The sequence below is a fragment of the Klebsiella sp. JN_Kp121 genome, from assembly GCF_040062145.1.
Lineage (GTDB): Bacteria > Pseudomonadota > Gammaproteobacteria > Enterobacterales > Enterobacteriaceae > Klebsiella > Klebsiella aerogenes.
Map to the genome: position 1 here is coordinate 1 of NZ_JBEAHX010000007.1, position 13,293 is coordinate 13,293.

Sequence of the window (13,293 nt, forward strand, 5' to 3'; positions counted from 1 at the left end):
CGCAACGCGCCGCCATCCGGGGGTATTCCCTGCTCGCGCTGCGCTTAGCAGGGCTACGGTTCCGGGCCGTTGGGTAGCCCGGATAACGCGGATTCAGTGGCTTTTGCGGATCAGGTAGCGGTACGGCAGGGCTTCGGTTTCCTGCGCCACCAGCTCATGCTCCATAAAGAGGCAAAAACCGGGGATATCGCGGGTGGTGGCCGGATCGTCGGCAATAATCAGCAGGGTCTCGCCCACCGGCATGGTACGCACGGTTTTACGCACCATCATCACCGGCTCCGGGCAGCGGAGCCCAAGGGCGTCCAGCGTATGGTCAGGACTGGAAAAAAGTTCGCTCATTTTTATCTCACTTCAACAAAACGGCCCTAGTTTACCCCCACTTCGCCAGTACGCAAGCCAGGTTAACGTTTGCGCGAAAAACAACCATTGCATTACGCTCGCAACGCAGTATCATGCAGCCGTTTTTAATTGGGTTCCCTCACCCCAACGTTCCGCTCCCGATTCCTTCATTGGTATGAAGCATGACGGACATAAAAAGGTCACAATATGAATCCCTTTACTACCGTACAGCGTAAGAAAGCGCTCGTCTGGCTTTCGCTATTTCATCTGCTGGTGATCACCTCCAGCAACTATCTGGTCCAGCTGCCGATCTCCATTTTTGGTTTCCATACCACCTGGGGGGCGTTCAGTTTTCCCTTTATTTTTCTCGCCACCGATCTGACGGTGCGCATTTTCGGCGCCCCGCTGGCGCGACGCATCATCTTCGCGGTGATGCTCCCGGCGCTGATTATTTCCTATGGCATTTCGGCGCTGTTTTATATGGGCGAATGGCAGGGCTTTGCCGCGCTGGGCACCTTTAATCTGTTCGTCGCCCGTATCGCCGCCGCCAGCTTTATGGCTTATGCGCTGGGGCAAATTCTCGACGTCCACGTTTTCAACCGCCTGCGTCAGAATCGTCGCTGGTGGCTGGCGCCGACGGCGTCGACCCTGTTCGGTAACGTCAGCGATACCCTGGCCTTCTTCTTCATCGCCTTCTGGCGCAGCCCGGATCCGTTTATGGCCGCCCACTGGGGAGAAATCGCCATGGTCGACTACTGCTTCAAAGTGCTTATCAGCATTGTCTTCTTCTTGCCGATGTACGGCGTGCTGTTGAATATGCTGTTGAAAAAACTGGCGGATAAATCTGATTTGTCGGCATTGCAGCCAGGTTAAAGGTACTCGCTAACGGTTGTGATAAGATAACCGGATGAGCCGTTAATGGCCGTTTATCGAAAGGAAGATGTCAATGCGCAATTTGGTTAAATATGTCGGTATTGGCCTGCTGGTTATGGGGCTTGCGGCCTGTGATAACAGCGATTCAAAAGCGCCGACCGTCGGGGCGGCAGCAGAGAGCAATACCAGCGGCCAGGCGATTAGCCTGCTGGATGGTAAACTGAGCTTCACTCTGCCCGCGGGCATGGCCGACCAGAGCGGTAAGCTCGGTACCCAGGCCAACAATATGCATGTCTATTCTGACGCCACCGGCCAGAAAGCGGTGATTGTGATTGTCGGCGACAACACTAATGAAGATCTGGCGGTGTTGTCCAAACGTCTGGAAGATCAGCAGCGCAGCCGCGACCCGCAGCTGCAGGTTGTGTCTAACAAATCGATTGAGATTAAAGGCCACACCTTACAGCAACTGGACAGCATTATCTCCGCCAAAGGTCAGACCGCGTGGTCTTCCGTACTGCTCGGTAAGATCGATGACAAGCTGCTGACCCTGCAGGTCACTCTGCCAGCGGACAACCAGCAGCAGGCGCAGACCGAAGCGGAAAGCATCGTCAACACGCTGGTCATTAACTAATTTTATTGCCCTGATGCAGCGGCCTCCGGTTCAGCCACCGGGGGCCGTTTTTTTAACCGCCAGCCCAACAGTAGCGCGGCCATCACCAACCCTGCCGCCGCCAGATAAATCGCCGGTATCCCGGTCCACGCCATCAAAAGCCCGGCCAGCGGCCCGGTTATCCCCAACGACAAATCCATAAATACGGTATAGGTCGCCAGCGCCGAGCCCTGATTGTGCTGCGGCACGGCTTTTACCGCCACCACGCCCAGCGCCGGGAAGACCAGCGAGAAACCCGCGCCGGTGAGGAAAGTCCCGACTTTCGCCATCAGCGGCGTTTGTGCAAAGCCCACCAGCAGCAGGCCAATAACCTCCACGCTAAAACAGAGCATCGCCACGTTCAGGCCGCCGAGGCGGTTAATACCGTTGGGAAAAAGCAGCCGCGTGCCGACAAACGCGCAGCTGAACAGCGTTAACGCAAAGGCCGCGCCGTCCCAGCCTTTCGCGTCATAAAACAGGGTAATAAAGGTCGCGATAACCCCAAAGCCGGCAGAAGCCAACGCCAGCGCCATGCCGTAAGGCCAAACCCGGCCCAGCACCGCGCGAAATGACATCGCTTTCCCTTTCGTTGCCTTCACCGCCGTTCGCGGTAGCGCGCAAATGATAGCCACCAGAGCAACCGCCATAATGACCATCGCCAGGCCGCTGAGGCCAATGTATGAATAGCACAGCACGCCCAGCGGCGCGCCCATCGCCATCGCGCCGTAGGTCACAATGCCGTTCCACGAAATCACCCGCCCGATATGCAGCGAGCCGACAACGCCTACGCCCCATAGCGTCGACCCCGTGCCGGCAAAGCTCTGGCCAATGCCGAGGATCGCTCGTCCAAGGCATAACAGCAGCAGACTCAGCAGTGGCCAGCTGCTGCTCCAGGCTGCCAGCAGGTAGCTCAAACCACTCAGGAAGCAGCCGCACAGGCCGAAAACGACAATCTTTTTCGGCCCGAGCAGATCGGCGTAGCGCCCGGCGTGCGGTCGGCTCAGCAGCGTGGCGAAATACTGGAGACTAATCACCAGCCCGGCCCAGAAGGCGCTAAAACCCATCACATCGTGAACGTAGCCCGGCAGAACCGCCAACGGCAGGCCGATAGTGAGATAGCTGGCAAAGTTGAAAATAACGACGGAGACAATCCGCAGATTAAGGCGCAGTCCATTGAGCGCCGGTTCGGCGACGGGTTCGGGCATCAGGTTCCACCAGATATTGGCAACAGATATCTACTATTTACCATGTCCGGTCGGTAATTGCAGTTCCCGCTATTGGCGCCATCTATTCAGCGGAATTATCATCCTTTATGGGGAGATTAACGCAATAAATTGCACTAAGCGGTGAAAATACCGAAAATACAGCATTATCTCATCGCAAAGTTTTGCGCTGCGGATATGCTTGGCGTCACCCTTAGCTGGCGAGGCTGATTTTCGGTTGCAAAGCCCCCAATTAACGGCTTCGTGATGGTTATCGCCGGGTTTCGGGTTCTATAAACGTCGCGATCATAGAACTACAGGCTTACCGCGGACGCGCGTAGATGAATTTTACCCTGAACATAATCGACTGGCAGGCGAGAGCGCCTGGGCTTTGCGAAGCCGAGCAGTGGCAGCAATGGTCACGGGATTCACACGCCATCGATCCGGCGGCCCCGGCGGCCAAACTCAACGAACTGCCAATGATGACCGCTCGCCGACTTAGCTCCGGCAGCAAGCTGGCGGTTGAGTGCGGGCTGGCGATGCTGCGCCGCCATGAGATCGACGCCGTTCTCTATACCAGCCGTCACGGCGAACTAGAGCGCAACTATCGGATCCTCCACGCCCTGGCGATGGAGCAAGCGGTTTCGCCTACCGATTTCGCCTTATCGGTACATAATTCCGCCGTTGGTAATCTGACGATTGCGGCGAAAAAACCCATTGTATCATCATCGCTTTCTGCCGGGCGCGACACTTTCCAGCAGGGATTATACGAAGTCATGGGGCTTCTGCAGGCAGGTTATCAACGCGTGTTGATGGTTGATTTTGATGGTTTTCTGCCGGAGTTTTACCATTCGCAGCTGCCGACGGCTATGCCGACCTGGCCCTATGCGACGGCCTGGGTTATTGAGTCCGGCGGCGAATGGCAGTGCCAGGCCGAGCGCCATGATGCCGTTCCTGAAAGCCCCCTACCGCAAAGCCTGCTGTTTTTACGGCACTATCTGCAGAATTCCCGTACGTTCACCCTGCCCGGCGAGCGCGTGCAGTGGCGCTGGAGCCGCGCATGACGCCGCTTTTCCAACGGTTAAATCGCCTGTGGCGCGCGGCGATGACCGGATTCTGTTTCGCACTGTTTGGCGTCGGTGGGCTGCTGCTGTCACTGATCTGGTTCAATCTGCTGCTGATCGTAGTGCGCGATAGCACCCGCCGTCGTCATCTCGCGCGGCGCAGCATTTCCGCCAGCTTTCGCGTTTTTCTTAACGTCGTGAAAGCCGTCGGCGTACTGGACTACCAGATTAAAGGGCGCGAGATTTTACGTCAGGAGCGCGGTTGCCTGGTGGTCGCTAATCATCCCAGCCTCATCGACTACGTGATGCTGGCCTCGGTGATGCCGGAAACCGACTGCCTGGTGAAAAGCGCGTTGCTGAAAAACCCATTTGTCAGCGGCGTGATCCGCGCGGCGGATTATTTGATTAACGATCGCGCCGATACCCTGCTTCCGGCCAGTCGGCAACGCTTACAGCAGGGCGATACTATTTTGATTTTCCCGGAAGGAACCCGAACGGTGCCGGGAGAAAAAATGCAGCTGCAGCGCGGCGCGGCCAATATCGCCGTGCGCTGCGGCAGCGATTTACGCGTCGTCGTTATCCGCTGTACCGAGCATATGCTGGGCAAACAGAGCAAATGGTACGACCCGCCGCGAACGAAGCCGTTATTTACCGTTGAAGTCGGAGAACGGCTACGAATAGACCAATTTTACGATGCCAACACACAAGAACCGGCGCTGGCCGCACGGCAGTTAAACCGGCATATTTTGCTTAAATTAGAATCAGGCGTTGCGCCTGAAACAGGAATTAATGATGGAAGCGCTCTATCTTGAAATTAAAAATCTGATTATCAGTACATTGAACCTGGACGAGTTGTCCGCTGATGATATCGACACCGATGCCGCGCTGTTTGGCGATGGTCTGGGTCTGGACTCCATCGATGCGCTGGAGCTGGGTCTGGCGGTGAAAAAACAGTACGGCGTGGTGCTGTCGGCAGAAAGCGAAGAGATGCGCCAGCACTTCTTTTCCGTCGCCATGCTGGCATCCTTTATTCAAGCGCAGCGTGCCTGAGGAGAACCGTTATGACCGAACAAAAAGCTATTTACGAAGAAGTCTCCGCGCTGCTGGTGAAGGTGTTTGAAATCGATCCGCAGGATATTAAACCTGAGGCCCGCCTGTACGAAGACCTCGAACTGGACAGCATCGACGCCATCGACATGATCGTCCATCTACAAAAGAAAATCGGCAAGAAAATCAAGCCAGAAGACTTTAAAACCGTACGCACCGTGCAGGACGTGGTCGATGCGGCGGATCGCCTGCTGAAAGAAGCGTAATTCACCGTGTCGGGCATCCGCTCGCTGCCGGTCGTTTCAATTATGACGGGGTTATTACTGCTGACCTGGCCATTTTTGATCTGGTTTGGCCTCGCGCATAACAGCCTGCCATGGCTGTTGCCGCTAATGGCGCTACTGCTGTTTTTACGCTTTCGCCAGACCCGGCGACAGTCAGGGCCGTTGAGCGTGGTCACTCAGATCGTTGCGGTAGCCGGCATGACGCTGTGCATTGCCAGCTACCTGCTAAAGACCCATCAGCTACTGCTATTTTACCCGGTGGTGGTGAGCGGCGTGATGCTGGCGGTGTTTGGCGGTTCGCTGTGGTCAAGTATGCCTGTAGTCGAGCGCCTGGCGCGGTTGCGGGACCCGGTTCTTTCTGAGCAAGCCGTGCGCTACACCCGCCGGGTCACCCAAATCTGGTGCGCCTTTTTCATCGGCAACGGCGGTATAGCGCTGGTTACCGCGTTATACGACGATATGTCGCTATGGACGGCGTGGAACGGCATGATTTCCTATCTGCTGATGGGCATGTTGATGGCCGGAGAGTGGCTGGTGCGCCAGCGGGTGATTAAACGAGATAAACCATGATGCAGCCCCTCACGCTGGCCCAGTGGCTCAGCGCCCCGCGTCCGCCGCAAACGCTGATTGCGTGGCAGGAAGCGCACAGCTGGACGCTGGCGCATCTGCGCTATGATGTCGCTCACCTGCTTAACAACCTGCAACAACAGCCAGGCGAGCGTTGGGCGCTCTGTTTTGACAACAGCTACCTGTTTTTGGTCGCGCTGTTGGCCACGCTGCATGCGGGGAAAACGCCAGTGCTTCCTGGCCATAGCCGAGCGGCGTTATTACACGAACAGCGAGCGCTTTTCGACGGCATCCTGAGCGATAAGACGCTGCCATGGCGCGGGCCGCTGCGGGTTATCCAGTCCGCCATGGCGACCGCATCCCACGAATACGCGTTCCCGGCGATCGGCGATAACGCCTGCATTGAGCTTTTTACCTCCGGTTCTACCGGTGAACCAAAGCGAATTAGTAAGCCCGTTAAGAGTCTCGACCGCGAGGCGGCGCTGATAGCCGCGCACTATGCCGGGCGCCTGACAGGCAGTCGGGTAGTGGCATCGGTCGCGCCGCAGCACTTGTACGGCCTGACGTTCCGTCTGTTCCTGCCAATGGCGCTGGGGTTGCCGCTGCACGCGGCGATGATTGAGTACGCCGAGCAGCTGGCGGCATTAAGCCATGATCATCATTATTTGTTTATCAGTAGCCCGGCTTTTCTCAAACGTCTCGACTATCGGCTTATCCCGCCGCCGGTCGCGATGATTTTGTCCGCCGGCGGCAAGCTGCCCTGGCAGGATGCCGTGCACACCGCTAACTGGTTCAATACCTGGCCGGATGAAATCTACGGCAGCACGGAAAGCGGGGTTATCGCCTGCCGCCAGCGCCTGCAGGATAATGCGCCGTGGCAGCCGTTCCCCGGCATCCGCTTTCAGCCGCAGGGCAACACAATTCGTCTATTTTCGCCGCTTATCGCCGACGATAACGGCCTGGTTATCGATGATATTTTGCATTTCAATGAAAGCGGTCAATTCCAGCTGGCAGGCCGTCGCGACCGGGTAGTGAAAATTGAAGAGAAGCGCATTTCACTAAGCGAAGTGGAATACCGGTTACTGCAACTGGATGGCATTCTTGAGGCCGCCGTCCTGCCGATTACCCGCGGCAGCCGCCAGAGCGTTGGCGCGTTGTTAGTGCTCGATCATGACGCCCGCCGCCGCTGGGGGAAAAGCCAGGAATTACAATGGCGGAAAGCGCTGCGCGCCTCGCTGGAACCTGTGGCCATCCCTCGCTACTGGCGGGTGGTTGACGAGATCCCCGTTAATAGCATGAATAAGCGTGTCTACGCGCAATTACAGGAGTTATTTCATGAAGCCCCATGAAATTGAGCGCCGTCAGCCGCAAGCCGATCGGGTTGAAATCGTGCTCTCTCTCGACCCGGCGCTATTCTGGTTTCGCGGCCATTTTGCCGTGCAGCCGCTGCTACCCGGCGTCGCACAGATCGATTGGGCGATGCATTACGCCACCCGCCTGCTCGTGCCCGGCTGGCGCTTTCATGACATTCAGAACGTGAAATTTCAGTCGCCGCTGCTGCCGGGCGCGATCGTCACGCTCACCCTGACATGGCAGGAGGCGCGCCAGACCCTGACCTTTAACTATCAGCGCCATGACGGTGAAACCCGGCACACCGCCAGCAGCGGGAAAATTCGCTTATGCCGCTAGCTTTCTCTCCCTGCGTGCTGATCCCCTGCTATAACCACGGCGCCATGATGCCGCAGGTGCTGGCGCGCCTGCAGCCCTTTGGCCTGCCTTGCATCGTGGTGGACGACGGCAGCGATAGCAGTACGCGGCAGCAGTTGGAGCGGCTGGCGGCGGAAACCGCTAATCTGACCTTAATCCGCTTACCACAGAACGCGGGCAAAGGCGCAGCGGTGATCCGTGGGCTACAGGCCGCAGCGCAAGCCGGGTTCAGCCACGCGGTGCAGGTCGATGCCGATGGTCAGCACGCCATCGAAGATATTCCGCAACTGTTGGCGCTGGCGCAGGCCCATCCCGAAGCGCTGATTTCCGGGCAACCGATTTACGACGACTCCATCCCACGTTCCCGCCTCTACGGGCGCTGGATAACCCACGTCTGGGTATGGATTGAAACGCTGTCGCTGCAGTTGAAAGACAGCATGTGCGGTTTTCGCGTCTACCCGGTGACGCCAACGCTACAGCTGGCGCAGCGCGTGTCACTCGGCCAGCGAATGGATTTTGATACCGAAGTGATGGTGCGCCTCTACTGGCAGGGAAATACCAGCTATTTTGTGCCAACCCGCGTGACCTACCCGCCGGACGGTTTGTCGCATTTTGATGCCATCAAAGATAACTGCCGCATCTCGCTGATGCACACGCGTCTGTTCCTCGGCATGCTGCCGCGGATCCCCTCGCTGTTGTTTCGCCGCGCCTCGCCGCACTGGGCGCGTCAGCAGGAGGTAAAAGGATTATGGGGAATGCGCCTGATGCTACTGGTGTGGCGGCTGCTGGGGCGCAAGGCGTTCTCGCTGCTGCTTTATCCGGTGGTCGGCGTGTATTGGCTGACGGCCGCGACGGCCCGCCGTGCTTCGCAACAATGGATAACCCGCGTGCGCGAACAGTTCGCCGCTCGCCAGATGCCGATACCGCCAACGCTAACCAGCTATCGGCACTTCCAGCGCTTCGGCGAAGCGATGCTGGATAAAATCGCCAGCTGGCGCGGCGAATTGCAGTTCGGCCGCGACGTGGTTTTTACCGCAGGCGCCGAGGAGACGCTAAATATCAGCGATCCGCGGGGGAAGCTGCTGTTGGTTTCGCATCTCGGCGATGTCGAAGCCTGCCGCGCGCTGGCGCAACTACAGGGCGGCAAAACCATCAACGCTCTGGTATTCAGCGAAAATGCGCAACGTTTTAAACAGATTATGACGGAAATGGCCCCTCAGGCCGGGCTCAACCTGATGCCGGTGAACGATATCGGCCCGGATACCGCCATCCTGTTGCAAGAAAAGCTGGATCGCGGCGAGTGGATCGCGATTGTCGGCGACCGTATTGCGGTTAACCCGCAGCGTGGCGGCGAATGGCGTGTCTGCTGGAGCCGTTTTATGGGGCAAGCCGCCCCCTTCCCGCAGGGGCCATTTATCCTCGCCGCCATTTTGCGCTGCCCGGTTAATTTGCTTTTCGCTCTCCGCCAGCAGGGCAAACTGCGCATTTACTGCGAGCCGTTCGCCGACCCGCTGCTATTACCGAGCGCCGATCGCCAACAGGCATTGCAACACATCATCGACCGCTACGCCGAACGGCTGGAACACTACGCGCTGCAGTCGCCGCTCGACTGGTTTAACTTTTTCGATTTCTGGCGTTTGCCGGATCCCAAAGACAAGGAGTAAAGGGTGCTTAACGATCCCCGTTTTACTGCTGAAGTAGAGCTGACTATTCCGTTTCATGACATCGATATGATGGGCGTCGTGTGGCATGGCAACTATTTCCGCTACTTCGAAATTGCCCGTGAGGCGCTGCTTAACCAGTTCAACTACGGCTACCGGCAGATGAAAGCCTCAGGCTATTTGTGGCCGGTGGTCGATACCCGCGTGAAATACCGCGACGTTATCACCTTCGAGCAGCGCATTCGCGTGCGCGCGCGGATAGAAGAGTTTGAGAACCGCCTACGCATTGGCTACGAAATTTTTGATGTCGATAGCGGCAAGCGCACCACCACCGGCTACACCATCCAGGTTGCGGTGGATGAAAACAGCCGCGAGATGTGTTTCGTCAGCCCGGATATCCTGTTTGAACGCATGGGGGTTACGCCATGAGATTACTGCTGCTGTTAGGGCTGTTTATCAGCCCGCTGGTCAGCGCCCTGACGCTTGATGACCTGCAAAAACAATTTAGCGAACAGCCGGTGGTGCGCGCCCATTTCGATCAAGTTCGCACGATTAAGGATCTGCCGCAGCCGCTGCGATCCCAGGGGCAGATGTTGATCGCCCGCGATAAGGGGTTGCTGTGGGATCAAACCTCGCCATTCCCGATGCAGCTGTTGCTGGATGACAAACGGATGGTGCAGGCGATCAACGGCCAGCCGCCGCAAACCATTACTGCCGAAAACAATCCGCAGATGTTCCAGTTCAACCATTTGCTGCGCGCGTTGTTCCAGGCGGATCGAAAAGTTCTGGAAGATAACTTCCACGTGGAATTTGCCGATAAAGGCGAAGGCCAGTGGACGCTGCGCCTGACGCCCATCACTACGCCGCTGGATAAGATTTTTGCCCGCATCGATTTGGCCGGGAAAGACTATCTGGAACATATTCAGCTCAACGACAAGCAAGGCGATCGCACCGAGATCACGCTTTCCCAACACCAATTGACGCCTGCGCAACTGACCGATGACGAACGCCAACGCTTTGCCGCCCAGTAAACGCCCCGCGCTGTTATGGGCCGTCGTCTGCCTTCTCCTGGCGGGCGCGCTGCTGGCGCTGCTGCCGCAGGCCCGGCTCAACAGCAGCGTACTGGCGATGCTGCCGAAGCAGACGCTTGGCGCAATCCCGCCCAGCCTGAACGACGGTTTTATGCAGCGCCTTGACCGCCAGCTGGTCTGGCTGGTCAGCCCCGGTAAACAGGCCGACCCGCAGGTGGCCGGCGACTGGCTGCGTCTGCTGCAAACCTCGAAGGCGCTGGCAGACGTCAAAGGCCCAATCAATGCCGATAATCAGCAGGCCTGGGGGACCTTTTTCTGGCAGCATCGTAACGGTTTAATTGACCCCGCTACCCGCGCGCGCCTGCAAAACGGCGGCGAAGCGCAGGCGCAATGGATCCTCTCACAGCTCTATTCGGCATTTTCCGGCGTCAGCGGCAAAGAACTGCAAAACGATCCGCTGATGCTGATGCGCGGCTCGCAGCTGGCGATGGCGAAAGGCGGCCAGCGGATGCAACTGCAGGATGGCTGGCTGGTGACCAAAGATGCCCAGGGCAACCTCTGGTATCTGTTGCATGGCGAACTGGCGGGTTCCTCATTCGATATGCAGCAAACGCACCGGCTGGTCACTACGCTCGGCGAGCTGGAGAAGCAGTGGAAAACGCAGCATCCGCAGGCGCAGCTGCTGTCGCGCGGCACCGTGTTCTATAGCGATTACGCCAGTCAGCAGGCGAAGCACGATATTTCTACACTCGGCGCGGCGACGCTGTTCGGCGTGATCCTGCTGATCGTCGTGACGTTTCGTTCGCTGCGCCCGCTGCTGCTGTGCCTGATTTCCATCGCCATCGGCGCGCTGGCCGGCACCGTCGTCACGCTGCTGCTATTTGGCGAACTGCATCTGATGACCCTGGTGATGAGCATGAGCATCATCGGCATCTCCGCCGACTATACGCTCTATTATCTGACCGAACGGATGGTGCATGGCGCGGAATCAACCCCGTGGCAAAGCCTCGCCAAAGTGCGTCATGCGTTGCTGCTGGCGCTACTTACTACTGTGGCGGCTTATCTGATTATGATGCTGGCCCCCTTTCCGGCGATTCGCCAGATGGCGCTCTTCGCGGCGGTCGGCCTGAGCGCCTCGTGTCTGACGGTAATTTTCTGGCATCCATGGTTGTGCCGTGGACTTCCCGTGCGCCCGGTTCCGGCGATGGCATTGTTGTTACGCTGGCTTGCCGCCTGGCGACGCCATAAAAAGCTGTCCATCGGCCTCCCCGTCGCGCTGGCCCTGTTCTCGCTGGCGGGTCTCGCGACGCTGCGGGTGGATGATGATATTTCGCAGCTCCAGGCGTTGCCGCAGGATATCCTGGCCCAGGAAAAAGCCATCACCGCGCTCACCGGGCAAAGCGTCGATCAAAAGTGGTTTGTGATTTACGGCAAAACGGCCCAGCAGACGCTGCAGCGCCTGGAGGCATTTATGCCCGCGCTGACGCAGGCGCAAAGCGACGGCCTGCTCGGCGGATATCGCGCTATCCCCCTGAATTCACTCGCTCGCCAACAGCAGGATCTTGCCCTGCTGCAACGCGCCGCGCCCACCGTCAGTAACGTGCTGAACCACGCCGGACTGGCAACGATCGATCCCGATCTCAACCCGATGCCAGTGACCGTCGACGTCTGGCTTGCCAGCCCGGCCAGCGAAGGTTGGCGACTGCTGTGGCTGACGCTGCCGGATGGCGAAAGCGGCGTACTGGTCCCGGTGAGCGGCGTGAAAGACAGCGCGGCGCTAAAAACGCTTAGTACACAACAGGCTGGCGTTGCGTGGGTCGATCGCAAAAGCGATTTTGACCAGCTGTTCGCGTTCTACCGCCACATTCTAACCGGCCTGCTGGGCGTTGCGCTGGCGGTGATTGCCTGCGGCGCTATGCTCCGCCTTGGATGGCGCAAAGGGCTGGTTAGCCTGGTGCCGTCGGTATTGTCGCTGGGATGCGGGCTGGCGGTGCTGGCATTTAGCGGCCACGCGGTTAACCTGTTCTCCTTGCTGGCGCTGGTGCTGGTACTGGGCATCGGCATTAACTACACGCTGTTTTTCAGCAACCCGCGCGGTACGCCGCTGACATCGCTGCTGGCGGTCACCCTGGCGATGATGACCACCTTATTGACGCTCGGCATGCTGGTGTTTAGCGCCACGCAGGCCATTAGCAGTTTTGGTATTGTTTTGGTAAGCGGCATTTTCGCCGCCTTCCTGCTTTCGCCGTTAGCGATGCCGACCAAAAAAGAGAAAAAGAGACGATGAGAAGACCATCATTCTGGCGCGCCTTCGCGCTACTCGCCGCCTTATTGCTGGCCGGCTGCAGCCGTTCGCAGCCGGAGCCGCAAGGCCGCCCGCAGGCGTGGCTGGAACCGGGTACGCGCGTTACGTTACCGCCGCCTGGCATCTCGCCGGCTATCAGCTCGCAACAGTTGCTCACCGGCAGCTTCAACGGCCAAACCCAGTCGCTGCTGGTCATGCTCAATGCCGATGATAAAAAGCTCACGCTGGCGGGTCTGTCGTCCGTCGGTATCCGCCTGTTCCTGGTGACCTATGATGAAAGAGGGCTGCGCGCTGAACAGTCGATGGTGGTTCCGCAACTGCCGCCAGCCAGCCAGGTGCTGGCCGATGTGATGCTCAGCCACTGGCCGGTTAGCGCATGGCTGCCGCAGTTGCCAAAAGGGTGGACGTTGACCGAGCGCGGCGACAAACGCGAACTACGTAACGCGCTCGGGAAGCTGGTCACCGAAATCACCTATATCAACCGCCAAGGCCAGCGCGTGCCGATCAGCATCGAACAGCACGTCTTTAAATACCACATCACCATTCAATACCTGGGTGACTGAG

Annotated in this window: 16 protein-coding genes; 14 read left to right on the top strand and 2 right to left on the bottom strand. The window is 58.3% G+C overall.

Annotation, left to right across the window (positions count from 1 at the left end; all coding sequences use genetic code 11):
- Positions 1-93: 93 nt before the first annotated feature.
- The gene (gene tusA / locus ABLU86_RS11460) at positions 94-339 is read right to left on the bottom strand and encodes a sulfurtransferase TusA (protein WP_015703711.1); all 246 of its coding nucleotides are present in this window, start codon (positions 337-339) and stop codon (positions 94-96) included.
- Positions 340-546: 207 nt separating this feature from the next.
- Here tusA and ABLU86_RS11465 point away from each other — a divergent pair, with 207 nt between their 5' ends.
- A complete protein-coding gene (locus ABLU86_RS11465) occupies positions 547-1,212 on the top strand; it encodes a 7-cyano-7-deazaguanine/7-aminomethyl-7-deazaguanine transporter (protein ID WP_348796269.1) in 666 nt (221 codons plus the stop codon).
- Positions 1,213-1,285: 73 nt separating this feature from the next.
- A complete protein-coding gene (locus ABLU86_RS11470) occupies positions 1,286-1,843 on the top strand; it encodes a DcrB family lipoprotein (RefSeq protein WP_015369308.1) in 558 nt (185 codons plus the stop codon).
- A gap of 2 nt (positions 1,844-1,845) precedes the next feature.
- On the opposite strand, the gene ABLU86_RS11475 is transcribed toward ABLU86_RS11470, so the two are convergent.
- Positions 1,846-3,066: an MFS transporter gene (locus ABLU86_RS11475; RefSeq protein WP_015369307.1), complete on the bottom strand. Its 1,221-nt coding sequence runs from the start codon at positions 3,064-3,066 to the stop codon at positions 1,846-1,848.
- A gap of 338 nt (positions 3,067-3,404) precedes the next feature.
- Here ABLU86_RS11475 and ABLU86_RS11480 point away from each other — a divergent pair, with 338 nt between their 5' ends.
- From ABLU86_RS11480 to ABLU86_RS11535, 12 genes are read left to right on the top strand one after another with little or no spacing between them, the layout of a single operon-like run.
- The gene (locus ABLU86_RS11480) at positions 3,405-4,127 is read left to right on the top strand and encodes a beta-ketoacyl synthase chain length factor (protein ID WP_046883655.1); all 723 of its coding nucleotides are present in this window, start codon (positions 3,405-3,407) and stop codon (positions 4,125-4,127) included.
- Complete coding sequence (locus ABLU86_RS11485) at positions 4,124-4,939, top strand: lysophospholipid acyltransferase family protein (protein ID WP_032715236.1); 816 nt, start codon at positions 4,124-4,126, stop codon at positions 4,937-4,939. The genes ABLU86_RS11480 and ABLU86_RS11485 overlap by 4 nt, the downstream gene beginning before the upstream one ends.
- Positions 4,920-5,177, top strand: a complete 258-nt coding sequence (locus ABLU86_RS11490; RefSeq protein ID WP_348796299.1) for a phosphopantetheine-binding protein — start codon at positions 4,920-4,922, stop codon at positions 5,175-5,177. Before ABLU86_RS11485 ends, ABLU86_RS11490 begins: the two co-directional genes overlap by 20 nt.
- Positions 5,178-5,188: 11 nt before the next feature.
- Entirely contained in the window at positions 5,189-5,440 is a 252-nt protein-coding gene (locus tag ABLU86_RS11495) for an acyl carrier protein (protein WP_015369303.1), read from the top strand.
- Positions 5,441-5,446: 6 nt separating this feature from the next.
- The gene (locus tag ABLU86_RS11500) at positions 5,447-6,028 is read left to right on the top strand and encodes a hypothetical protein (RefSeq protein ID WP_125992418.1); all 582 of its coding nucleotides are present in this window, start codon (positions 5,447-5,449) and stop codon (positions 6,026-6,028) included.
- The gene (locus ABLU86_RS11505) at positions 6,025-7,374 is read left to right on the top strand and encodes an AMP-binding protein (protein WP_015703717.1); all 1,350 of its coding nucleotides are present in this window, start codon (positions 6,025-6,027) and stop codon (positions 7,372-7,374) included. The genes ABLU86_RS11500 and ABLU86_RS11505 overlap by 4 nt, the downstream gene beginning before the upstream one ends.
- A complete protein-coding gene (locus ABLU86_RS11510; RefSeq protein WP_117026028.1) occupies positions 7,361-7,714 on the top strand; it encodes a beta-hydroxyacyl-ACP dehydratase in 354 nt (117 codons plus the stop codon). Before ABLU86_RS11505 ends, ABLU86_RS11510 begins: the two co-directional genes overlap by 14 nt.
- Positions 7,705-9,396, top strand: coding sequence for a glycosyltransferase (locus ABLU86_RS11515; protein ID WP_348796270.1), 1,692 nt, complete (start codon positions 7,705-7,707; stop codon positions 9,394-9,396). Before ABLU86_RS11510 ends, ABLU86_RS11515 begins: the two co-directional genes overlap by 10 nt.
- A 3-nt stretch (positions 9,397-9,399) precedes the next feature.
- On the top strand, positions 9,400-9,822 hold the full coding sequence (locus ABLU86_RS11520) for a thioesterase family protein (RefSeq protein WP_015369298.1): 423 nt from the start codon (positions 9,400-9,402) through the stop codon (positions 9,820-9,822).
- Entirely contained in the window at positions 9,819-10,424 is a 606-nt protein-coding gene (locus tag ABLU86_RS11525) for an outer membrane lipoprotein carrier protein LolA (RefSeq protein ID WP_042895054.1), read from the top strand. The genes ABLU86_RS11520 and ABLU86_RS11525 overlap by 4 nt, the downstream gene beginning before the upstream one ends.
- On the top strand, positions 10,393-12,711 hold the full coding sequence (locus ABLU86_RS11530; protein ID WP_348796271.1) for an MMPL family transporter: 2,319 nt from the start codon (positions 10,393-10,395) through the stop codon (positions 12,709-12,711). Before ABLU86_RS11525 ends, ABLU86_RS11530 begins: the two co-directional genes overlap by 32 nt.
- Positions 12,708-13,292: a DUF3261 domain-containing protein gene (locus ABLU86_RS11535; RefSeq protein ID WP_348796272.1), complete on the top strand. Its 585-nt coding sequence runs from the start codon at positions 12,708-12,710 to the stop codon at positions 13,290-13,292. Before ABLU86_RS11530 ends, ABLU86_RS11535 begins: the two co-directional genes overlap by 4 nt.
- The last annotated feature ends 1 nt before the right edge of the window (position 13,293 follow it).

Bases quoted from the DNA above. Each gene is read 5' to 3' on its own strand.
- ABLU86_RS11490 (WP_348796299.1), top strand. From the start codon at position 4,920: ATGGAAGCGCTCTATCTTGAAATTAAAAATCTGATTATCAGTACATTG.
- ABLU86_RS11530 (WP_348796271.1), top strand. From the start codon at position 10,393: ATGACGAACGCCAACGCTTTGCCGCCCAGTAAACGCCCCGCGCTGTTA.
- tusA (WP_015703711.1), bottom strand. From the start codon at position 339: ATGAGCGAACTTTTTTCCAGTCCTGACCATACGCTGGACGCCCTTGGG.
- ABLU86_RS11480 (WP_046883655.1), top strand. From the start codon at position 3,405: ATGAATTTTACCCTGAACATAATCGACTGGCAGGCGAGAGCGCCTGGG.
- ABLU86_RS11495 (WP_015369303.1), top strand. From the start codon at position 5,189: ATGACCGAACAAAAAGCTATTTACGAAGAAGTCTCCGCGCTGCTGGTG.
- ABLU86_RS11465 (WP_348796269.1), top strand. From the start codon at position 547: ATGAATCCCTTTACTACCGTACAGCGTAAGAAAGCGCTCGTCTGGCTT.
- ABLU86_RS11525 (WP_042895054.1), top strand. From the start codon at position 9,819: ATGAGATTACTGCTGCTGTTAGGGCTGTTTATCAGCCCGCTGGTCAGC.
- ABLU86_RS11505 (WP_015703717.1), top strand. From the start codon at position 6,025: ATGATGCAGCCCCTCACGCTGGCCCAGTGGCTCAGCGCCCCGCGTCCG.
- ABLU86_RS11535 (WP_348796272.1), top strand. From the start codon at position 12,708: ATGAGAAGACCATCATTCTGGCGCGCCTTCGCGCTACTCGCCGCCTTA.
- ABLU86_RS11485 (WP_032715236.1), top strand. From the start codon at position 4,124: ATGACGCCGCTTTTCCAACGGTTAAATCGCCTGTGGCGCGCGGCGATG.
- ABLU86_RS11475 (WP_015369307.1), bottom strand. From the start codon at position 3,066: ATGCCCGAACCCGTCGCCGAACCGGCGCTCAATGGACTGCGCCTTAAT.
- ABLU86_RS11510 (WP_117026028.1), top strand. From the start codon at position 7,361: ATGAAGCCCCATGAAATTGAGCGCCGTCAGCCGCAAGCCGATCGGGTT.
- ABLU86_RS11470 (WP_015369308.1), top strand. From the start codon at position 1,286: ATGCGCAATTTGGTTAAATATGTCGGTATTGGCCTGCTGGTTATGGGG.
- ABLU86_RS11515 (WP_348796270.1), top strand. From the start codon at position 7,705: ATGCCGCTAGCTTTCTCTCCCTGCGTGCTGATCCCCTGCTATAACCAC.